This is a genomic window from Aquimonas sp., assembly GCF_044377145.1.
In the GTDB taxonomy this organism is placed as follows: Bacteria; Pseudomonadota; Gammaproteobacteria; order Xanthomonadales; family Xanthomonadaceae; genus Aquimonas.
This window is the reverse complement of record NZ_JBILJQ010000022.1, coordinates 44,962-65,081: the sequence shown is the minus strand read 5'-3', so window position 1 is coordinate 65,081 and position 20,120 is coordinate 44,962. Positions and strand designations below refer to the sequence as shown.

The window sequence follows — 20,120 nt, the reverse complement described above, 5'->3', positions numbered from 1 at the left end:
CGGCGGAAGATGTTTCTGGCGGGCGAACCCGCAACGGCTTTGGCATGGGAGTCTCCGAACAAAGCCGCCCTAGAATGAGAGATAACGTGCTGCGTCACTGTCTCGTGGAGTGTAGGCGCGTAGGGGATTCGCGCGCCCCTATACTCGCGGTTCTTTCCTTGAACGATCTCGCGCAATGGCCAATCCACGCGAAACCGACACGTTGGCTACGAAAGACGGCGCTGAGCCAAAGCGTATGTCGATGCTCGGCTTCGTGGAGGAATTCAAGCGGATTCACGACACCATGCCCAACCGGCGCTTTGCCTTCATCCTTGGGGCGGGGGCTTCGAAGAGCTCTGGAATCAAGCTGGCTGGGGAAATGGCAGAGGAGTGGGTCACGACTCTGCATCGCCAAGCCGTCGACGTGGACGGGCAATCCTTGTCGCAGTGGGCAATGGCGGAGAATCTCGGCCTCCGTCACTACGATCACACGGACCCGGCGGCCAGCTACTCTGAGTTGTACCGGCGCATGTACGGTGATGATCCGGATCAAGGGTTTGCATACCTCGAAGCTCAGATGGCGGGTGCCGAGCCCAGCTATGGCTATTCGGTGCTTGGCCGAGTACTGGCAGAGCTTCGTCATCAGGTCGTTATCACGGTCAACTTCGACAACCTCGTCGCCGACTCTGTCTCGCTGTTCAGCGCGACGTATCCGCTGGTGTGCGGGCACGAGTCCCTGGCTCACTTCGCCCGAACCGATCTGCGACGCCCGCTGGTACTCAAGGTCCACCGCGATCTGTTGCTCAGTCCGATGAGTGATCCCGATGAGCTGGGCTCGGTTGACCCGACGCTGCAAAACGCGATCACCGGGCTGCTGAGTCGTTACACGCCCATCGTGATCGGCTACGGCGGCAACGACGACAGCCTGATGGGCTGTCTGGAAAAGATCCCTCAAGGTGGTATCCAAGGGGGCATCTATTGGTGCTACCGAGAGGGGGATCGTCAACCGCCACAACGCATTCGCGAACTGGTTGCGAAACACCGCGGATACCTGGTGCCCATCCTTGGTTTCGATGACCTGATGTCACTGCTGGGCAAACAATTGCAGATGATCAACCCCGCTGAGCTCATCACGGAGCGCGCGAAGCAGCGCGCTGAACGTCTCAACCAACAGCAGGAGTCGATCAGCAAGACGTGGGTAGAGCGGGCGTCAAAGCCCGTCCTTGCCCCAGCGAAGCAGGAGCCTGGCGGTGTCGGAACCCCGTCGATAGCAAACACTGCGCCAGCCGAAGGTGGCGTGGATCGCAGACAGGCGGAAGCGGAGATCGATGCCGTGGCAAGTTCCGTGCTGCACTCCATGGGCAAGGCTGAAACCGCAAAGCCTTGGTGGCGCTGGGAACGCGAGGCCGCCTCCGAGGGCGATGAAGACAGACGCGACAAAATCTACCGCGCCGCCATTGCCGCGCTGCCGAACTCGCCTGAGCTGCTGCGCAACTACGCCATCTTCCTCACGAACGTCCGAAAAGATCACGATGCGGCCGAGACGATGTACCAGGGGGCGTTGGAGACCGATCCAAAGCGCGCCTTCACCCTCTGCAGCTACGCAGATTTCCTCACGCACGTCCGCAATGATCACGATGCGGCCCAGACCATGTACCGGCGGGCGCTGGAGGCCGACCCGAAGGACGACTATACCCTCAGCAGATACGCCGACTTCCTCACGGTCGTCCGCAAGGATCACGACGCGGCCGAGTCGATGTACCAGCGGGCGCTGGAGGTCGATCCGAAGTACGCCTATACCCTCAGCAGATATGCCGATTTCCTCGCGGTCGTCCGCAAGGCTCACGACGCGGCCGAAGCGATGTACCGGCGGGCGCTGGAGGCCGATCCGAAGGACGCCTACACCCTCTGCAACTACGCAAATTTCCTCACGGACGTCCGCAATGATCACGATGCGGCCCAGACCACGTACCGGCGGGCGCTGGAGGCCGATCCGAAGGACGCTTATGCCCTCGGCAGATACGCCGACTTCCTCACGGTCGTCCGCAAGGATCACGACGCGGCCGAGTCGATGTACCAGCGGGCGCTGGAGGTCGATCCGAGGTACGCCTATACCCTCAGCAGATATGCCGATTTCCTCGCGGTCGTCCGCAAGGCTCACGACGCGGCCGAAACGATGTACCAGCGGGCGCTGGAGGCCGATCCGAAGGACGCCTACACCCTCAGCAGATACGCCGACTTCCTCACGGTCGTCCGGAAAGATCACGACGCGGCCCAGACGATGTACCGGCGGGCGCTGGAGGCCGATCCGAAGGACGCTTATGCCCTCGGCAGATACGCACACTTTCTCACGAACGTCCGGAAGGATCAGGACGCGGCCGGGACGATGTAGCAGGGGGCGCTGGAGGCCGATCCGAAACACGCGATCACCCTCGGCAACTACGCGCGCATCTTGCTGGCCCGTGGACGAACGGCCGCCGGGCTCGCAACTCTTGATGCCGCCTTTGCGAACATGAGCGCCGACGCCCCCCCCGAACTGGCGGCCGAGTGCTGGATGTACGCCTACTGCGCGCGCGCCGGTTCGGCGCAAGCGGAAGCTTTGAAGCAGATCAAGCGGCTCGTGGTGACTGACTGCGTTCGAACCGGTGACTGGGACTTCTCGGGCGTCATCGCTCAAGCCGAACGCCTTGGACATCCGGAGGCCTCGTGGCTGCCTGCGCTGGCACGTGTGCTGGCTGGGGAAGAAGAGCCAGCGGTGTTGTCGGACTGGAGTGCTTGGTCAAGCGCTTGATTGCGCGGGTAGGGCGGGCGCCCCTCGACGCCGTGGCCTGCAGCGAAGTGGGCGGCCGGTCGGCCGCAGGAGTGCAAGGTGCGAGAAGGCAGGGCGTGTCATGCGGCAATGCAGCATGGTCGAGTACCCTGCACACGCCCTGCCTCCGAGTACCCGCACATGCCGCCGCCCCTGATCGAAGCCGCACTCATCCAGAGCCGCACCTTCGACGAGCTGGCGATCGGCGACAGTGCCGAACTCTGCTGCGTGCTGACCCAGCGCGACATCGATCTGTTCGCCGTGGTTTCGGGCGACGTCAACCCGGCGCATCTCGACCCCGAGTTCGCCGAGCGCTCGCGCTTCCACGGTGTGATCGGCCACGGCATGTGGGGCGGGGCGCTTATTTCGGCGGTGCTGGGCACGCGCCTGCCGGGGCCGGGCACGATCTATCTCGGCCAGGAGCTGCGCTTCAAGCGCCCTGTGCGGCCGGGCGATGCGATCACGGCGCGCGTCACCGTGCGCGAGCTGCGCGCGGACAAAGGCATTGCCGTGCTCGACTGCGAATGTGTGAACCAGTTTGGCGAGACCGTGATCAGCGGCAGCGCCGAAGTGCTGGCACCGCGCGAGCGCATCGAGTGGAACCCGCAGCGCCTGCCCAGCGCCTCGTTGCACCAGGGTGGCCCCGACCCGCTGGATCTCACCGGCAAGCGCGGGTTGATCGTCGGCATCGCCAACGACCAATCGATCGCCTATGGCTGCGCGGTCGCGCTGCAGGCGGCCGGCGCCGAGCTGGCGATCACGTATCTCAACGACAAAGCGCAGCCGCATGTGCGCCCGCTGGCGGAAAGCCTGGGCGCGCCGCTGATCCTGCCCTGCGATGTGCGCGAGCCGGGCCAGCTTGAAGCCGTGTTCGCGGCGATCGAGCGCGACTGGGGCCGGCTCGATTTCGTCCTGCATTCGATCGCGTTCGCCCCGCGCGAGGACCTCCACGGCCGCGTGGTCGACGCCAGCGCTGCGGGCTTTGCACAGGCGATGGACGTCAGCTGTCATTCGTTCCTGCGCATGGCAAAACTCGCCGAGCCGCTGATGCGCGAGGGCGGCACCCTGCTGACCGTCACCTTCTACGGCAGCTCGCGCGTGGTCGAGCACTACAACCTGATGGGCCCGGTGAAGGCCGCGCTGGAGAGCGCCGTGCGCTACGTCGCCGCCGAACTCGGCCCCAAGGGCATCCGCGCGCATGCGATCTCGCCCGGCCCGATCCGCACCCGCGCGGCCAGCGGTATCGATCGTTTCGATGAGCTGCTGGCCGATGCGGCAGCGCGGGTGCCGGCGCGCCAGCTGGCCGACATCGCCGATGTCGGCGCGCTGGCGCGCTATCTGGTCAGCGATGCCGCCCGCCATATCACCGGTACGGTGATTCCGGTCGACGGTGGCCAGCACCTTGCCGGTTGATCAAAGCGCGGGCAGCGCGTACTCGAAGTCGTAGAAGTGCTTGCCGCCCTCGATGCGGATGTCCATCCGCCCGCGCAGACCGGTGAGCTCGCCGTCGCCGGAGTCAGGGATGACTTCGATCGTCAGCTGCCGGGTCTCGCCCCACATCAGTCCGTTGTGCTGGATGACAAAACTGCCGCTGCGGCCGTCCAGGCTGCCGCGCACACGCTCGATCGCGACGTAGCCGGCCGAACCCTCGGTGGCCGTGCGGTGGGCGGTCATCAGGCCGATGCCGGTGGCTTGCAGCGGGCCCGAGTAGCGCTTGTCGAGGCGAAAGCGGCCGATGCCGTCGGCATCCTGCGGGCCCGGCTCGGGGCTCATCTTCAGCTCGAACTCGCCGCTGATTTTCTGCATGGTCGCTTCCTGGTTCGTGGCTTGAGTGGTCGCATGGGTTGGAGTATCGGCCGCGCTGGCGAGGGTTCCGCCCAGCAGCCCGCACAGCAGAGCCAAGCCGAGGCTATGGATGCGCATCGTTCCGGCGGAAGGCGTGGCGGTCAATCTCGGTGCTCGGAGCATCGGTTGTCCTTGGAGAAGCAAAATGTACGTGGCGGAACCGAGTGTGCGGCGGTGTCGCTGATCGCCGAAGGCTGGCTCCGCGCGCATGCCGGTCGCGGGCGTCGACTGTATCGGTGTCGCCGCGCTCTGTTCAGCGGGCCCGCGTCGATCGATGATGCGCGTCCAGTGCGCGAAGCGCCGATGCAGTGAAGCAGGAACCCGAGGATGGCGCTTGAACAAACGCGACAGCTGAGTGGCGGGCCCGCTTCGAAGCCCACGCGCCCACTGCGCGGAATCCTGAGCCCGCCGCCAATCGGCGAGTTCGAGCACCGTCGCGTGGCGCCGAGCGCGTCCCTGGCCGATTCGGTTGAGCACTTCTGGTACGTGCGCTGGCGCTGTCTTGAACATCCGCAGCAGACCGTCGCGACCCTGCCGCACCCGTGCGTGCATTGGACCTTCGAACGCGACGCCGCGCGCATCGGCGGCGTGCACACGCGCCTGTGGCAGCGCGCCTTGGACGAGGCCGGCGAGGTGTTCGGCATCAAGTTCCGCCCGGCCGGTTTCCGTGGCGTGTGGGGTCAGCCGCTGCAGGCGCTGACCGACCGCAGATTCGATGCCGAGGCGCAGCCCGTGCTTGCGTTCGGCCGCGCGCTGCGGGCGCAGGTGTTCGCGTTCGCCGCTGGCACCGAAGTGGAGGCCCGGATCGAGCTGCTGCAGCAGTGTCTGCGCGCACATCTGCCATCGCCTTCGTCGAGCGCGCTGACGGTCAACGCGATGGTCGATGCCGCCTGCGAGGACCGCAGCCTGCTGCGCGCCGAGGACTGGGCACAGCGTCATGGCCTGAACATTCGCAGCCTGCAGCGCCTGTTGCGCGACTGGGTCGGCGTCGGGCCGAAGTGGATCATCGCCCGTTACCGCCTGCACGAAGCCTTGGCCGTGCTGCAGGGATCCCCGCATACCGACCTTAGCGCGCTGGCCGCCGACCTGGGCTATGCCGACGCCGCCCACTTCAGCCGCGAGTTCAAGCGCCTGCTCGGGCTCAGCCCCAGCGCGCTGCGGGGGCGCACCGCTGCGTCCTAGCACGCTGGCCTGATCGGTCCGTGACGACTGCTTCTGCCGGTTGGCCTGCGTCGACGGGCCTGAGAAAGCGTGCCTGCAATAGCCTGCCTGCGACAAAGGGTCGCAGGGCGAGTGCGCTGCCGATCGGCGCGGCGGCCTGTGCCGCGGCCGCATAATCACAGCGATGAGTGCTTCCTCGCCCGCGCGCTTCCTGCGCCTGTTGATCCTGCTGCGCTGGCTGGCGATCGCCGGGCAGAGTCTGGCGATCGTGGCCGCCCTGCTGTGGCTCAAGCTGCCCCTGCAGATGCCGCCGCTGGTGGGCGGTGTGCTCGCCCTGGTGCTGTTCAATCTATGGGCGGAGTTCAGCCTTCGTCGCGGCGGCAGCGCTGATCCTCTGCGGCTGGGCATGCACCTCGCGGTCGATATCGGTGTGCTCAGCTGGCTGCTGTACTTCAGTGGCGGCGGCGCCAATCCGTTTGTGTCGCTGTACCTGGTGCCGGTGGCGCTGGTGGCGGTGGCACTGCCGCGCAGCTGGACGCTGTGGGTGACTGCGCTCAGCGTGCTGGCGTATCTGGGAATCGCGGTTGCGGCGCCGGCCCTGCCGCATGTGCATGGTGCGCCGGGCCTGGATTTCGATCTGCATCTGTGGGGCATGGCGGCCAACTTCGTGCTGAGCGCGCTGCTGTTCGCGTTTGCGCTGGGCCAGCTGGCGGCGATGCTGGCCGACCGCGAACGCGAGCTGTCGCGCCTGCGCGAGCGCGCCGCGCGCAACGAGGGCATCGTCGCCCTGGGCGCGCACGCGGCGGCGTTGGCGCACGCGCTGAACACCCCCTTGGGCAGCCTGCAGCTGATCCTGGATGATCTCGACTCAGGCCTCAGCCCGACCGAGTTCGAGGCCGAGCTCGGCCACCTGCGTCAGCTCGCTGGGGAATGCCGACAGCGGGTGCAGGAGCTGGTCGCGCATGCCCAGCATCTCGACACCCAGCCGCTGCCGGCAGCGCGCTATCTGCATGCGGTGATCGAGCGCTGGCGATTGACCCGGCCGAACACCGCACTCGACGCTCGCGGACTGGTCGAGCTCGATGTCGAACTGCGCCCGCAGCCGCTGCTGGAACATCTGCTGCTGGCGCTGCTGAACAACGCCGCCGATGCCTCGCATGCAGGTGGCGTCGGGCGGATCGAGCTGGGCGCCGGGATCGAGCGCGTCGCCGAGGGCGCGGAGCTGCTGCAGTTGAGCGTGCGTGATTTCGGGCCGGGCCTTCCGGTGCAGCTCGACGTCCGTTCCGGCCTGTTCAGCAGCACCAAGCCGCAGGGCTTGGGCGTGGGGCTGGCGCTCTCCCATGCCGCTGTCGAACACTTCGGTGGCAGCCTCAGCCTGCAGCCTTCACCGGACGGCGGCAGCGTTGCCGTGATGCGGCTGCCGCTGGCGGCACTGCAGCGCGAGACTTCGCAGTGACCGCGGTTGCCACGAACTCGGCCAAGCTCGCGCTGATCGTCGAAGACGATCCCGTGTTCGGCCCCACGCTGCAGCGCGCGCTGCAGCGCCGCGGCCTGCGCTGCGAGTGGGTCGACGGTGTCGCGCGGGCGCTGCAGCGTGCACAGGAAACACGGTTCGATTACGCCATCGTCGATCTGAAGCTGGGCGAGGACTCGGGGCTGGGCTTGATCCAACCTCTGCTGCAGCTGCAGCCGCGATTGCGCGTGCTGCTGCTGACCGGCTACGCCAGCGTCGCCACCGCCGTCGATGCGATCAAGCGCGGCGCCGTCAACTACCTGCCCAAGCCCGCCAGCGCCGACGCCATTCTCGCGGCGCTCGCGGGGACTGATGCGGCCCCGCACGCCCGCGAGCCGGAGCCCGCGCCGCTGCAGATGACGCCCTTGGCGCGGGTCGAGTGGGAGCACATCCAGCAGGCGCTGGCCGAAACCAGCGGCAACCTGTCAGCGGCCGCGCGCCTGCTCGGCATGCATCGGCGCTCGCTGCAGCGCAAGCTCAAGAAGCGCCCCAGCCCTGAGGGCTGAGGCGCGATCTCGTTCGGCTCATCGGGTTCAAGTGAGCGAAGGCAGCCCGACCGCCGCAGCAGGCGGGCCGCACTTCGATCGCGCTCAGTCCCGCGGCCGCCACTGCAGGCCCACATACACGCCGCGACCATCGCCCGGCAGCAGGTAAGCGCCGTCCCGCCCGCGCGCATTCGCCACCACACCGGTCGAAGCGATCCAGTCGCGGTCGGTGGCATTGCGCAGGTCGGCAAACAGCGACCAGTCGCTGCCCAGCTCAAGCGCAGCGCGAAGGTTGAAGACCGTGTAGCCCGGCGCGGACAGCGTATTGGCGTGGTCGATGAAGCTCCGCTGCGGCGACCATTCCGCGCTCGGCGTCAGGCTGAAGCGCTGGTTCGGCTGCCAGCGAAGGCCGAGGCGCAGCAGCTGCGGCGGCACGCCGGCCAGATCGTTGTCGGCGTAGACGGCGTCGCCGTCGAAGTGGAAGTCGTTGTACAGATAGTTCAGATCGAGCACGAAGGGCTCGGCGAACTGCCAGCGCGCGCCGAACTCCAGGCCCTGGTGCACGGTGCGATCCGCGTTGATCGTGCCGAGCGGATTGCCGGCGGCATCGGTCAGCGCCAGCAGCTCGCCGCGCAGGCGCGCGCGATAGGCAGCTGCGTCCAGCACCAGTGCATCGGTGCGCAGGCGCAGGCCCAGTTCGGCCGTGCGGCCGCGCTGATCATCGACCTGGGTGATGCCGGGGCCACCGGCCAGCTCGCCAAAGCTCGGCGGCTCGCGACTGTCGCTCACGTTGCCGAAGACGCTGAGGCTGTCGCTGGCACTGAAACGCAGGCCCAGCTTGGGGCTGCTGCCGCTGTAGCGGGTGGCGAAGCTGCGGTTGACGTTGCCGGCGCGGAACAGATCGTCGAAATCGCGTTCGGCGCGCGGCGCCTGTGCGCCAACGGCCAGCGTCCAGCGCGGTGCGAACTGCCACTGGTTCTCGAAGTAGGCCTCGCGATTGCGAGCGGCCTGGTCGCTCTGGCCGGTGCGCGCACCGCGCTGTCCGAGCACGTTGGCGAAACGATCGTCGCGGGTGTCGCCACGCGCGAAGCCGACCCCGGCGATCAGCACATTGGGGCGTCCAAACAGGCTGCCTTCACTGCGCCAGCGCAGATCGACACCGCGATCGCGGCTGTCCTGCAGCAGCACCTGGAAGATCGGGTGATCGAGCTGCTTGTCGCTGTAGAAGCTCGAAACCTGCAGCGAATGGCCGGGCGCCGGCTGCCATGCCAGCACCGCCGACAGCCGCGACAGCTCGAAGTCGCGGCGCTGGTCGAGCGCGATGTTGCCCGGCGCGGCCTGGCTCGGGTCCTGCGCGAACTGGGCGAAGCTCAGGGCGCCCGGCAGCGCCGAGCGGGTCTGCACGTGGGCGACATAGAGGCGACTCTCAAGGGTGTCGGACACGCGCCAGCCGAGGTTGCCGAAGGCGCGGTAGGTTTCCTGCTCGGCGTGCTTGCGGAAGCCGTCCTGCACGAAGCCCGACAGGCTCAGCACGCCGTCCAGTCGCTCGCGGACGCCGCCCAGCGCAGCCTGGCTGCGCTGGTAGCCAAAGCTGCCGGCCTCGACCCGCGCCTGGGTGGCGCCGATGTCATGGCCGGTGGGTGATACGAAGTTGATCGCACCGCCCAGGCCCGCGGCCCCGAACTCCAGCGCATTGGCGCCGCGATAGACCTCGATGTAGCGGGCGGCGAGGGGCTCCAGCGACTGCATGTCGAAACCGCCGTCAGCGAGGTTGATCGGCACGCCGTCCTGCAGCACGCGCAGACCGCGGCCGTGGAACGTGCGCTGCAGGCCGGAGCCTCGGATCGACAGCCGCGCTTCTTCGGCACCGAAGCGCGACTGCACGAACACGCCGGGCGCATAGCCCAGGGCATCGGTGAGCGTGCTGACGCGGCCGTCACGATAGCTCTCGCCATCGACAATGCCGACGCCGCCGGCGCGCTCCTCGATGCGCAGACGCGCGGCCTCCAGCGCCAGCGGTGTCGCGGCCGCGGGTGCGCGATCGCGGACTTCGACATCGTCGAGACGGCGCGCGTCTTCGCGCGCTGGCGTGGCAGCGAACGCTACGCCGGACAGGGTGAGCGCGATGGCCACGGCGAGTGCGCCGCGTCGCAGGGAAGGTGTCGATTGCATGGGTGTGCTCCGGCAGAGTTCGGGGGCGATCAGGAAGTGCGGGTTCGGGCGCCCGGTCGCTGCGTGCGACGCAGGCGCAGGGCGATGCCGAGTCCGGCCACCAGAAGGGCCAGCAGCAGCCAGCCGGCCTGCAGCGCATCGCGACCGATCCGGCCGAGAACGCTGCTCAAGGGGTTCCATTTGTGCAGCCAGGAGAACGCCCAGGCTTCGAAGCGGCGGCTGCCGGGCGCGCGATCCAGCAGCTGACCGGTCAATGGGTCGAAGCTCAGGCGATCCCCGCTGCCGGGCTCGATCACGCCCCAGGCCGGCAGGCGGCGGTTGCGGAAGTCGTAGTCCGGATCAAATCCGAAGCGCGGCTGTCCGGCGGGCAGGGCGCCGAGATGGCTGCGTACTGAGGCCTCGCCGAGCTCGCTCAGCCCAATCGAAGATCGCGCCGGCAGATCCAGCTGCAGGGCCTGCAGGCCAGCGGGCGCAGCGGATGCTGCAGCCGTCGGGTGATGTCCGTCGTGTGCGGGCACCGCGTCAGCTGCACGGGCCGCAGCCCGGAACACCAGCCATGCATGCCCCTCCGGCCCGTGCCGCAGCGCCGCTGCATCGAGTTGTGCCGGCAGCGCCTGCTGCCAGCGCGCCGGATCGATCTTCAGCGCGTCGAAGCTCGTGGCCAGCAGGCCCGGAGCCGCCGCCAGCACCGGCGTCTGCGGCGGCCCGCGCGTCACCACGGCGTGCAGCAGGCCGCTGGCAGCCATCACCAGCACCGGCAGCAGCGCGACCAGGCCGAGTCGCCGATGCCAGCGTCGTGTTGGTGTGCCGCTGCGACCCCAGCGCTGCAGTGCCAGCAAAAGGCCGGTGCAGGCGACCACCAGCAGCGCCAGCATCAGCGCGCAGATCAGCGCGAGCTGCAGCGGCGGCAGTTGATCCAGAAAGGCGAGCGTGTGGACCTGGCGGAAAGTGTTCTGCAGAACACGCTTGCGTGCGTCGACGTAGCTGGTGAGGGAGCCCGTCTCGGTGTGCAGATAGGCGCTGTGCTGCTGCGGCGTGTCGTAGTCCAGACGCCATACCGGCAACAGCCGGTTGACCCAGGGGTAGTCGTCATCGAACTCCGTCATCAGCACCGGCGGACCGCGCAATGCATGCAGCCCTGTATAGAACTCACCCAACCAGCGCGCGTAGGCCGCGTCGTCGAGTGCGGCCGGGCTGCCGTCGAGCTGCAGGTAGCGGCGCGGCTGCCGGGAGTCGGCACTGAGCTGCCACACCGGGCCGTCCGGGCCGGCGACCACGCGGGCAATGCGAGCGTCGTCGAGCTGAGGCAGCACCGAACCGAGGCCGGCTGTGAGCGCGTCGGCGCGAAGCTCCAGTGCCGGTGCGCCGAAACTTAGTGGACGCGGACCCAGCAGGCCCATCAGCGGATGCAGCAGGCCGGAAAGCACCCAGCCGAACAGGGCCAGGGCGGCCAACCACAGCAGGCCACGGTGCAGGCGGATCAGCAGGGGTAAACGTGCCCGCTGCTGATCGCTTCTGCTGCGGGTTGGCAGATTGTTCCTGGTGAGCACGTCTTGGCCGCAGCTGAGCGCGGGGCCCGCGCGAGGCTGCGCAGCCTAGGCGCGGATGCCGCGTCTGCCCATGCGACCGAATGTCGCAGCTGCGTTGCGCACCTGCGGGTAGCGACTTCCGACGCCAATCAGCTCGACCGCGACCGTTGTGCGCAGCGGCTTCGGGTCGGCATCGCGTTCAAGGGTTCAGAACCGGTACTCCCAGCCGATCCGCAGGCTGCGGCCGGGCTCGTTGACCTGGATCGGATCGGGATCGAAGGAGGCCTGGCTGGCGCAGCAAAGATATTCCGCGTACAGACGGGGCTGTTGATTCCGCCGCAGCATCGACGTTTCCGCGCCTGCTGCGGCAGCCGCTGCAGGCGTGCTGGCCAAGTGCTCGACAATCAAGCCGATCATGTTCGAGCGCAGCGCGCGCGCTCACCAGTGCGCGCAACAGCTGCCGGCGCGGGCCGCGCAGGGGTTCGATCGTGTCCCGCTTTGCGAAGCCGGACACGATCAGACTCAGCCAACGCTTGAACCCGCGATCTGGCGCGCCGAGCACGGCTTCCCAGCGCTCACCGGGCAGATCAAGGTCGATCACCAGGGCATCGACTTTGATCTGCCCAGCAGCGGCCAGCAGCTGCTGCTTGCGCCCCCCTGACAGCACCATCCGCAGTTTCTTCTGATCGGCCTTGCCTGCGTTGGCGCGCGGTGTCGCGGCCAGGTGGTGTGGAAAATGGCGAGGCTGATCGTGGTGCTGCCCCCATGAGGCGTGTCATCAAGTCCGGGTGAGAGTCGGTGGAGGGCTGGTGCGTGTGGGCGGCGTATGCAGACGATCGCGACCTTCCCAATCAGCGTGCGAGCGCAGCATGCGAGATCCCGCGGTCCCGATTCTCTCAGCACAGGTCGGTAGCCGCGTGCGAGACAAAGGGAAGGGCGTTCCGCCTTGCCTTCCACTTGGGCGATGGCGTCCGGCTCTGGCATGCTGCGCCGATGAATACCTCGTCCGCTTCTTTTCGTTGCCTCGGGATGGTCGTACTCGCCGCCCTGCTGTTCGGACTCCCGGTTGCGCTGGCCGCACCGGTGGTGCCACCGCCAATCGATGCCCTGTGGGATCGCGACACGGTTTTGGCCGAAGCCACGTTTGCTGATCGGCCCGAACCCGACATCCTTCGTTTCATCGATGTGCGCGTGGTCCACGGCGGTGAGGCGCGTACCGAGGTGCGAGTACGCGCCGACGGGCATGCGATTGCACTTGCCAAGCCTGGAGTTCGCTACGTGCTCGCTTGGCAGGAAACCCAGCGCTCGCCGTCGACCAAGAAGTTGCGGGTCATGCGGCCGGATGGGCCGCAGCTGCTGGTGAGTGAGGGAGTGAGTCCGGCTTTGCTGGAAGCCCGCGAAGAAACCCGCGAACTGCTGCTGCAGGCGCCGAGCGCCGAGCGCCTCAACGGCCGCGAGCACCTTCGGCGTTCGATGGCCGGGCTGCGCTCCGACGATCCGCAGATGCAGAGCCTGTTCGCCGCCGAGCTGTTCGCGCGCTCCTCGCTGCGTCAGCAGCTGGGGGCGTCGGAGCAGCGCCGGCTACGCGCGTTCGTTCTGCGCACCGATCGCACAGTCGTGGCGCGCTCGACGGTGCTGGAGGCGGCGCTGATCTTCCCCGTGCACTACGGCGATGGTTGGGCGCCGGTTGCGGCGCAGCTGTTGGCGCGGGAGTCGGTGCCGACAGCGCCGGGCCAAGCCAACGAGGGCCTGATGTGGACGGCCTTCGGCATTCTCCAGCGCGATGGGGTGGAGGTGCCCCTTGAGCACCTGGTGCGCTGGGTGGGATGTGGAAACGGAGCGCTGTCCGAGCTGGCCCTGCATGCGATCCGACGCCAGGCGCCGGAGCGCGAACTGCCGCTGATCGAGCAGACCCTGGCTGAGCCCAGCCTGGCCGCCGGCACCCGCGAGTTCCTGCTCGACCATCGTCGCCGACTGCTGGCGATGACAACCAACCAGGGCTGAGCCTCACCATGCGGACTGCGGCGGAGCTCCGCCGCGGACGCTCGGCGTCATCGATTATTGCCTTGTGCTCCTGGAGACGACTCAGGTTTGCTCGCCTCAGCACGTGGTCTCCGACCTTGGCATAGCCCTTGGTCTTGCTGTTCGAACACCGGCTGCCTTGGGGAGTACACTCGGCGGCGCTGCGCGGGGGTGATCGCGATCAGCTGGCCACTATCTGGGGAAAAACATGTTCTTGAAACCGCACCTGAGCCTGCTTGTCTGTGGGCTCTTGTCCAGTGTTGTACCGGCCTACGCAGAGACGCCTACAGCGTCGGGCGTCGACCCACGAGTGGAAACCGCCAAGGCCGTGCGCGCGGACGTCTCGCCGCCACTTAGCGAACTGCTGCGCTCTACGCCGACCCGTTTCGTCGGTCCGACCACGGAAATTCCCAACATCCTGCTGAAGCCAACCCCGCTGGACAGCAACCAGCCGCGCTGGATGGCCGAGTTGTCGGGCGTGCAGACCTCGCCGCTGGGTTCGCCGCCGGTGCCTGCGCCGCTGCAGTCCTTCAACGGCCTCAGCCTCAACGGCTCGTTGCCGCCGGACACCAATGCCGATGTCAGCGACACCCACGTCATCCAGTGGGTGAATACGCAGTGGAACGTATTCAACAAGGCGACGGGGCTGCCGATTGGCGCGCCGATGGAAGGCAACATCTTCTGGGCGGGTTTCGGCGGCGCGTGTGAAACGACCGACGCTGGTGATCCGATCGTGCTTTACGACGATGCCGCCGAACGCTGGGTGTTCAGCCAGTTCACCGGCTCGGCGGTGCCGCGGCAGTGCTTCGCGATCTCGCAGACTTCAGACCCGATGGGCCCGTACAGCCGCTACGAGTTCGTGTTCCCGCGGTTCAACGACTATCCGCACATCGGCATCTGGCAGGACGCCTCGACCGGCCGTGACGGCTACTACTTTGTCGTCCACGAGTTCCAGGGGCAAACGTTTCAAGGCGCGGCCTTTGTCGCTGTCGACCGCAACCGCATGCTGGCCGGCGCGCCGGCTTCGCAGGTCTCCATGCTGCGCTTCCCTGGCATCGATGCCTACGGCGCCTTGCCCGCGCACCTGGAAGGCACCACCAAGGCCCGCGCCGGTGCCTGCGCGCCTTTCGTCCACTTCGACAGCAGCACCTCGGACTACCTGTTCTGGGATCTGTGCGCGGACTGGGCGACGCCGGCCAACTCGACCTTGAGCACGACGCCAACGCGGGTCGCGGCCAGCGCACCGTTCTCGAACGCAATCGGTGAATCACCGCAGGCGGGGACCACCCAGGGACTCGACACCTTTGCCCAGAATCTGATGTACCGCGCCAGCGCCCGCGCTTTCCCAAACGGCGCGCCGACTGAGACCTCTGTGGTCGTCAACCATACGGTCAACGCGGGGGGCACCGAGCTTGGCGTCCGCTGGGCGCATTTCGACCTCCGTGCGCCTGCCGTGGTTCAGGGCGTAGCTGTGTTCGCTGACGGATTTGAGCCGCCGGTTGCCGCTGCACCGGTACTGTTGGCCAAGGGCCTGGTCGAAGACGGCGTCTACTCGCCGGACGCACACAACCGCTGGATGGGCGGCATCAACATCGATCGCAACGGTTACCTGGGCCTCGGCTATTCGGTTTCCAGCGCCACGCTGAACCCGCAGATCCGCTATACCGGCCGGACCTTCGCCACCCCACCCGGCATGCTGCTGGACGAAGCCAGCTGCACCGCCGGCATCGCCAACGGCTCACAGACCAGCACCTCCGGACGCTGGGGCGACTACGCCTCGATGAGCACCGACCCGCAAGACGAATGCACCTTCTGGTTCACCAGCGAATACCTCGCGACCACCTCAACTGCCGGCTGGACCACGCGCATCTGCAGCTTCCGCTTCCCGGAATGCGGGCAGCCCGATTTCCGACTGGTGCCGCAGTCGGCCGCTCGCTTCGAGATCTGTGCGGCGAGTGCCAGCAATCCGGTGTTCGAGTTCCGCGCCGGCGTCGTGTCGGGCCAGAGCGGCGCTGCCACCCTGTCCTTGAGCGGGTTGCCGGGCGTGACGCCGAGCTTCAGCGCCAATCCGCTGTCGCTGCCGAACGCCGGCAGCGTGACCTTTGGCGGCGCAACGAGCCTGGCTTCGGGTGACTACTCCGGCGCCATCGTCGCGTCGGCTGACGGCAAGGTCCGCAGCCTGCCGGTGACGCTCAGCGTGTCGTCCGCCGCGCCGGTCGCCGCCACGCTCGTGGCGCCCACCAACAATGCGGTGGGTCAACTGATTCGACCGGTCCTGAGCTGGAATGCGGTGCCCGGCGCGCTGCGCTATCGCGTGCAGGTGGCGACCGATGCCGGGTTCGCCAGCATCGTGTTCGACCAGACCGTGGAGGCCACCAGTGCAGTGACCAATGTGTTGTTGGCCAACACCGGCTACTTCTGGCGGGTGCGAGCGATCAACTACTGCGGCGATGGCGTGATCTCGGCCAGCTTCCAGTTCACCACTGGCACGCCTGGCACCTGTCCGGCGGGCACCACCGCCAACCAGGTGTTCTTCGACGACAACCAAAGCCCGGCGATCGCTTGGACTACGCCGGTCGGCGTTGGGGCCAACACCTGGGTCCGCACGGCTGCCACCGGAACCGGCATGACATCCACCGTTTGGCGCGCCAGCAATGTCAGTACCGAGCCGAATGATCAGCCCTTGATCTCGCCGCCGATCGTTCTGCCGGCTGCCGCGCAGAGCCCGCTGCAGTTGACCTTCCGCACCTTCCACGTGTTTGAGATCGACGGAGCCACCGGCTGCTGGGACGGCGCACTGCTGGACATCAGCACCGACAACGGCAGCAGCTGGCAGCAGCTGAACAGGCAATTGTTGACCGACCCCTACGACGGCGTCAGTGCCGGTGGCACCAATCCGGTCGGCGGCGGAGTGCCGATGTGGTGTCGTTCGGCAGGCGGTGCTCGCAACTCGGTGGTCGATCTCAATGGCTTCGCCGGCCAGACCATCCGCCTGCGCTTCCGTGCGACTGGTGACGACAACACCGCGGCGTCTGCGCCCAATGGCTTCGAGATCGATGACATCCGCGTGTTTGGCTGTCAGTAACTCGTTGCAGTGATGAATGAAAAGGGCGCGCCGAAAGGCGCGCCCTTTTCTGTTGCCTCATCTCGGCCGGTGCGGCGGTGTGACCCGCCTGCTCCTGAGTGCCACGAGGGCCCAAAGCAGCTCCGCACGCCGATGCGCAATCGTCGGCCGGCGTTGATCTCAAAATGAAGGGCAGTCGCCGCGGGCACAGGTTTTCTCAGCCGTCGATGCCGACCATCCACTGCACGCCGAAGCGGTCGCGCAGCATGCCGAAACGCGGCGACCAGAAGGTCGCGTCGGCAGGCATGGTGATCTCGCCGCCTTCGGCGAGCGCGGCGATGGTGCGATCCACCGTCCCGGCATCGGCCACGCTCAGCGACAGCGCATAGCCGGCCGGCGTGCTGCCGTCGCCGGCGCAGCCGTCGGAGAGCATCAGCCGCAGCTCGCCGATCTTCAGGCTGGCGTGCATCACCTTGTCGCCCCAATCGGCGGGCACCGTGTCGGCGGGCGGCGGGTCGGGGGCCTCGTTGAATCGCATCAGCATCTCGATCTCGGCGCCGAGCGCATCGCGGTAGAAGTGAGCGGCCTCTTCGCCGCGTCCATCGAAGAACAGGTAGGGCTGGATCAGCATCGCAATACCTCGCAGGGGTCAGGGAAAGCGTCGACGGCGTTCTGCATCGACACTTTACAGTCGAACCGGGGCAGCCGATTTCGACAGCCGGCGCTGCGCCGCCCGCGGCGTCTTTCTGCGGCCACCCGCGCGAACGCCCGCCCGCTTGGCGGCGCGAGCGGGCGCTCAGGCGTGCAATCGGACGTTTCGTCCGCGTATTCCGCGTTCGGTCGCAGCAGCCTGCCGATCCGCGAATGCAGAGCGCGACACTGCAGGCTCGTGAGCCCGAAGGAGACAGGGATGCGTAACGAACTGAGCGTGGGACGGACCCTCGGGGCGCTGCTGCTGGTGCAGATGGCGGTCGGTATCTGGATCAACTTCGGCCTGCTGGCACCGGTGTTCGAGCCGCCCGGCTTTCTGCACAACGCTGCCGAGCATCCAGTACGAATCGGCCTGTCCGCCTTGCTGGGCATCGGCGGGTCGGGGCTGTCGCTGCTGGCGATGAGCCTGCTGTGGCCGTGGGTGTCGAAGGCCGGCCCGGTGCTGGCGCGGGTCTACGCTGCCGTGGTGGTCGCCAGCTTTGTCGGCGCGCTGATCGAGCAGGGCGCGGTGCTTTCAATGCTGTCGCTGAGCGAGAACTTCCAGCGCGCCGGCACCGATGCCGAGGCGCTGTATCAGGGACTGCGCGGGGTGGTGGCAGCGCAGCGCAACTGGGCGCACTACATCCACCTGTTGATCAGTGGCGCCGGCCTGCTGGTGATGCATGCGCTGCTTTTCCGCGGCCGCTGCCTGCCGCGCCTGCTCACCGGCTTCGGCATGCTCGCCGCGCTGCTGCAGATGTACTCGGTGGCGCAGCCGCTGCTCGGCGGCGAGGTGGTGATGCCCTTGCTGGCGCCGCTGGCGCTGAGCGAACTGCTGCTGGCGCTTTGGCTGCTTGCGCGGGGGCTTGCACCGATCAGCCCGCCAGCGGATGCGCGTGCGGCGAGCGTTGCGTCAGCGGGCCAAAGGCTTGGCTGATCGGATCGGCGCCGTGCGTCGCACTCGTTTAGCATCGGCGCGCATGTCCATCCTCTCCCCACCGCGCGCCTCCGGCTTTGCCCTGCTGCTGAATCCCTCGCGCCTGGCCTGGGTCGGTGCCGCGGCATTGCTGTGGGGGCTGCTGCTCAGCCTGGTCTGGCAGAGCGGTCTGCTCTCGCTGTGGATCCGGGTGCTCGCGGTGGCGGCTGCCGCCCTGCTGGCCTTCGGGCTGTTCGAGCAGTGGCCGTCGCGGCTGCCGCGCCGGCTCGCACGCTGGGTGCTGCAGGTGCTGGCGGTGGCCGCCGTGGTGCCCTTGACCGCACTGGTGTTCTGGAGCCTGTCGACGGACCCCGGCGCGCCGCCGTTCTATCGCGAGCAGGATCGACTGATCGGTTTCTTGTTGCTCAGCCTCAGCGGCCTGCTGCTGGCACCCTGGTTCGCGCTGGCGGCGCTGGTGCGGCAGAAGGATGCGCTGGCCCGACATCAGGCGCTGGCATTCGCACTGGAGCGCAGCGAACTTGAGCGGCAGGCCGTGGACGCGCGCCTGCATCTGCTGCAGGCGCAGGTGGCGCCGCACTTTCTGTTCAACACCTTGGCGAACGTACAGGCCCTGGTCGACAGCGGCTCGGGCCAGGCCTCCAGCGTGCTGGGCAGCCTGATCAGCTATCTGCGCGCCGCGGTGCCGCGGCTGGGCGAAACCGATACCGATCTGGGCCAGGAGCTTGAGCTGGCGCGCGCCTATCTGCAGCTGATGCAGATGCGCATGCCGGACCGGCTGCAGTTCGGTATCGACATCGATGATCGGCTGCTGAGGCTGCGCTGCCCGCCGCTGAGTCTGTTGAGCCTGGTCGAGAACGCCGTGCGCCACGGCATCGACCCCAGCGAAGAGGGCGGGCGGATCGATATCGAAGCGCGCTTGGTCGACGGCCGCTGTCGACTGCGAGTCCGCGACACCGGGGTCGGCCTGCAGCCCGACAGCCGCGGACTCGGGACCGGTCTATCGACCCTGCGCGAACGCTTGCGGCTGGCCTTTGGCGAGTCGACATCGCTGCGGCTCAGCGCGGTCGATCCGCATGGGCTGCGCGCCGAGATCGAGCTGCCGCTGCCGGCGGACTTGCGCTGATGGCGATGCGCCCGACCGCCCTGATCGCCGAAGACGAGCCCCTGCTGCGCGAGGCGCTGGAGCGGCAGCTGGCGGCGGCTTGGCCGGAGCTCGACATCGTCGCTCGGGCGCGCAACGGACGTGAGGCGGTGGAACAGTTCGAAGCACTGCAGCCAGCGGTGTGCTTTCTTGACGTGCAGATGCCTGGCCTGTCCGGAGTCGAGGCCGCGCAGCGAATCGGCCGGCGCGCCCATCTGGTGTTTGTCACCGCCTTTGACCACTACGCGGTGCAGGCGTTTGCGCAGGGCGCGCTGGATTATCTGGTCAAGCCGGTCGAGCCGGCGCGTCTGGCCGACACAGTGGCCCGCCTGCAGCAGCGCCTGCAGGCCGCGCAGCCCTTGGCCGATCCGCAGGCACTGCTGCGGCAGCTGGCGGCGCATTTGAAGGGCGAATCGACACCGGCGCCGCTGCGCTGGATTCGCGCCCAGATCGGCAGCACCCTGCGCCTGATCCCGACCGAGGACATCGACTACCTGCGCGCCGACAGTAAGTACACCGTGGTGGCCTGGCGCGATGATGGCGGCGCGCCGGCCGAGGCCCTGATCCGGCTCAGCCTGAAGGAGTTGATCGCCCAGCTCGACCCGGCCGAGTTCGCCCAGGTGCATCGCTCGGTGGTGGTCAATCTGCGCTCGATCAGCCACCTCGTACGGCTCGATACCGACAGCGCCGAGCTGCACCTGAAACGGCGTCCCGAGCGGCTGCCGGTCAGCCGCAGCTATCTGCATCTGTTCCGGCAGATGTAGCCCAGCACC

17 protein-coding genes are annotated in these 20,120 nt (G+C 67.7%); 12 read left to right on the top strand and 5 right to left on the bottom strand.

Features of this window, described 5'->3' with window-relative positions:
• The first annotated feature begins 175 nt into the window (after positions 1-175).
• The 3 genes from ACIQ7H_RS09085 to fabI all read left to right on the top strand — a co-directional run bounded on the left by ACIQ7H_RS09085 (position 176) and on the right by fabI (position 4,201).
• A complete protein-coding gene (locus tag ACIQ7H_RS09085; protein ID WP_395790595.1) occupies positions 176-2,371 on the top strand; it encodes a tetratricopeptide repeat protein in 2,196 nt (731 codons plus the stop codon).
• Positions 2,372-2,491: 120 nt separating this feature from the next.
• Complete coding sequence (locus ACIQ7H_RS09080) at positions 2,492-2,770, top strand: hypothetical protein (RefSeq protein ID WP_395790593.1); 279 nt, start codon at positions 2,492-2,494, stop codon at positions 2,768-2,770.
• 159 nt (positions 2,771-2,929) lie between these two features.
• A complete protein-coding gene (gene fabI, locus ACIQ7H_RS09075) occupies positions 2,930-4,201 on the top strand; it encodes an enoyl-ACP reductase FabI (protein WP_395790591.1) in 1,272 nt (423 codons plus the stop codon).
• Here the strand turns inward: fabI and ACIQ7H_RS09070 are convergent, their stop codons facing one another.
• The gene (locus ACIQ7H_RS09070; RefSeq protein ID WP_395790589.1) at positions 4,202-4,738 is read right to left on the bottom strand and encodes a DUF3224 domain-containing protein; all 537 of its coding nucleotides are present in this window, start codon (positions 4,736-4,738) and stop codon (positions 4,202-4,204) included.
• A 222-nt stretch (positions 4,739-4,960) separates the two neighbouring features.
• Between ACIQ7H_RS09070 and ACIQ7H_RS09065 the strand changes: the two genes are divergently transcribed.
• The 3 genes from ACIQ7H_RS09065 to ACIQ7H_RS09055 all read left to right on the top strand — a co-directional run bounded on the left by ACIQ7H_RS09065 (position 4,961) and on the right by ACIQ7H_RS09055 (position 7,813).
• Positions 4,961-5,815, top strand: a complete 855-nt coding sequence (locus ACIQ7H_RS09065) for a DUF6597 domain-containing transcriptional factor (protein WP_395790587.1) — start codon at positions 4,961-4,963, stop codon at positions 5,813-5,815.
• Between the two features lie 163 nt (positions 5,816-5,978).
• On the top strand, positions 5,979-7,250 hold the full coding sequence (locus ACIQ7H_RS09060; RefSeq protein WP_395790585.1) for an ATP-binding protein: 1,272 nt from the start codon (positions 5,979-5,981) through the stop codon (positions 7,248-7,250).
• The gene (locus ACIQ7H_RS09055; RefSeq protein WP_395790583.1) at positions 7,247-7,813 is read left to right on the top strand and encodes a response regulator transcription factor; all 567 of its coding nucleotides are present in this window, start codon (positions 7,247-7,249) and stop codon (positions 7,811-7,813) included. Before ACIQ7H_RS09060 ends, ACIQ7H_RS09055 begins: the two co-directional genes overlap by 4 nt.
• 84 nt (positions 7,814-7,897) lie before the next feature.
• Here ACIQ7H_RS09055 and ACIQ7H_RS09050 read toward each other — a convergent pair whose 3' ends face one another.
• From ACIQ7H_RS09050 to ACIQ7H_RS09040, 3 genes are all read right to left on the bottom strand, one after another.
• On the bottom strand, positions 7,898-9,964 hold the full coding sequence (locus ACIQ7H_RS09050; protein ID WP_395790581.1) for a TonB-dependent receptor family protein: 2,067 nt from the start codon (positions 9,962-9,964) through the stop codon (positions 7,898-7,900).
• Positions 9,965-9,993: 29 nt separating this feature from the next.
• Positions 9,994-11,514 carry a PepSY domain-containing protein gene (locus ACIQ7H_RS09045; RefSeq protein ID WP_395790579.1) on the bottom strand — a complete coding sequence of 507 codons (1,521 nt, stop codon included), beginning with the start codon at positions 11,512-11,514 and terminating at the stop codon, positions 9,994-9,996.
• Positions 11,515-11,700: 186 nt separating this feature from the next.
• Complete coding sequence (locus tag ACIQ7H_RS09040) at positions 11,701-11,886, bottom strand: hypothetical protein (RefSeq protein WP_395790577.1); 186 nt, start codon at positions 11,884-11,886, stop codon at positions 11,701-11,703.
• Between the two features lie 22 nt (positions 11,887-11,908).
• On the opposite strand from ACIQ7H_RS09040, the gene ACIQ7H_RS09035 reads away from it, so the two are divergent.
• The 3 genes from ACIQ7H_RS09035 (at position 11,909) to ACIQ7H_RS09025 (ending at position 16,600) form a co-directional block, all read left to right on the top strand.
• Positions 11,909-12,154 (top strand): hypothetical protein, encoded by a 246-nt coding sequence (locus ACIQ7H_RS09035; RefSeq protein WP_395790575.1) that lies wholly within the window; start codon positions 11,909-11,911, stop codon positions 12,152-12,154.
• Positions 12,155-12,522: 368 nt separating this feature from the next.
• Positions 12,523-13,497, top strand: a complete 975-nt coding sequence (locus ACIQ7H_RS09030) for a hypothetical protein (protein WP_395790573.1) — start codon at positions 12,523-12,525, stop codon at positions 13,495-13,497.
• Between the two features lie 226 nt (positions 13,498-13,723).
• Positions 13,724-16,600 carry a hypothetical protein gene (locus tag ACIQ7H_RS09025; RefSeq protein ID WP_395790571.1) on the top strand — a complete coding sequence of 959 codons (2,877 nt, stop codon included), beginning with the start codon at positions 13,724-13,726 and terminating at the stop codon, positions 16,598-16,600.
• A gap of 196 nt (positions 16,601-16,796) precedes the next feature.
• On the opposite strand, the gene ACIQ7H_RS09020 is transcribed toward ACIQ7H_RS09025, so the two are convergent.
• The gene (locus ACIQ7H_RS09020; RefSeq protein WP_395790569.1) at positions 16,797-17,210 is read right to left on the bottom strand and encodes a VOC family protein; all 414 of its coding nucleotides are present in this window, start codon (positions 17,208-17,210) and stop codon (positions 16,797-16,799) included.
• 279 nt (positions 17,211-17,489) lie between these two features.
• On the opposite strand from ACIQ7H_RS09020, the gene ACIQ7H_RS09015 reads away from it, so the two are divergent.
• Genes ACIQ7H_RS09015 through ACIQ7H_RS09005 form a run of 3 tightly spaced genes read left to right on the top strand, consistent with a single transcriptional unit; the run spans position 17,490 to position 20,111 of the window.
• Positions 17,490-18,206, top strand: coding sequence for a DUF4386 family protein (locus ACIQ7H_RS09015; RefSeq protein WP_395790567.1), 717 nt, complete (start codon positions 17,490-17,492; stop codon positions 18,204-18,206).
• Between the two features lie 43 nt (positions 18,207-18,249).
• The gene (locus ACIQ7H_RS09010; RefSeq protein ID WP_395790565.1) at positions 18,250-19,329 is read left to right on the top strand and encodes a sensor histidine kinase; all 1,080 of its coding nucleotides are present in this window, start codon (positions 18,250-18,252) and stop codon (positions 19,327-19,329) included.
• On the top strand, positions 19,329-20,111 hold the full coding sequence (locus tag ACIQ7H_RS09005; protein ID WP_395790563.1) for a LytR/AlgR family response regulator transcription factor: 783 nt from the start codon (positions 19,329-19,331) through the stop codon (positions 20,109-20,111). The genes ACIQ7H_RS09010 and ACIQ7H_RS09005 overlap by 1 nt, the downstream gene beginning before the upstream one ends.
• The last annotated feature ends 9 nt before the right edge of the window (positions 20,112-20,120 follow it).

Excerpts from the sequence above, each read along its gene's own strand:
- ACIQ7H_RS09085 (WP_395790595.1), top strand. The coding sequence starts at position 176 with ATGGCCAATCCACGCGAAACCGACACGTTGGCTACGAAAGACGGCGCT.
- ACIQ7H_RS09080 (WP_395790593.1), top strand. The coding sequence starts at position 2,492 with ATGAGCGCCGACGCCCCCCCCGAACTGGCGGCCGAGTGCTGGATGTAC.
- fabI (WP_395790591.1), top strand. The coding sequence starts at position 2,930 with ATGCCGCCGCCCCTGATCGAAGCCGCACTCATCCAGAGCCGCACCTTC.
- ACIQ7H_RS09065 (WP_395790587.1), top strand. The coding sequence starts at position 4,961 with ATGGCGCTTGAACAAACGCGACAGCTGAGTGGCGGGCCCGCTTCGAAG.
- ACIQ7H_RS09060 (WP_395790585.1), top strand. The coding sequence starts at position 5,979 with ATGAGTGCTTCCTCGCCCGCGCGCTTCCTGCGCCTGTTGATCCTGCTG.
- ACIQ7H_RS09050 (WP_395790581.1), bottom strand. The coding sequence starts at position 9,964 with ATGCAATCGACACCTTCCCTGCGACGCGGCGCACTCGCCGTGGCCATC.
- ACIQ7H_RS09035 (WP_395790575.1), top strand. The coding sequence starts at position 11,909 with ATGTTCGAGCGCAGCGCGCGCGCTCACCAGTGCGCGCAACAGCTGCCG.
- ACIQ7H_RS09030 (WP_395790573.1), top strand. The coding sequence starts at position 12,523 with ATGGTCGTACTCGCCGCCCTGCTGTTCGGACTCCCGGTTGCGCTGGCC.
- ACIQ7H_RS09025 (WP_395790571.1), top strand. The coding sequence starts at position 13,724 with ATGTTCTTGAAACCGCACCTGAGCCTGCTTGTCTGTGGGCTCTTGTCC.
- ACIQ7H_RS09020 (WP_395790569.1), bottom strand. The coding sequence starts at position 17,210 with ATGCTGATCCAGCCCTACCTGTTCTTCGATGGACGCGGCGAAGAGGCC.
- ACIQ7H_RS09015 (WP_395790567.1), top strand. The coding sequence starts at position 17,490 with ATGCGTAACGAACTGAGCGTGGGACGGACCCTCGGGGCGCTGCTGCTG.
- ACIQ7H_RS09010 (WP_395790565.1), top strand. The coding sequence starts at position 18,250 with ATGTCCATCCTCTCCCCACCGCGCGCCTCCGGCTTTGCCCTGCTGCTG.
- ACIQ7H_RS09005 (WP_395790563.1), top strand. The coding sequence starts at position 19,329 with ATGGCGATGCGCCCGACCGCCCTGATCGCCGAAGACGAGCCCCTGCTG.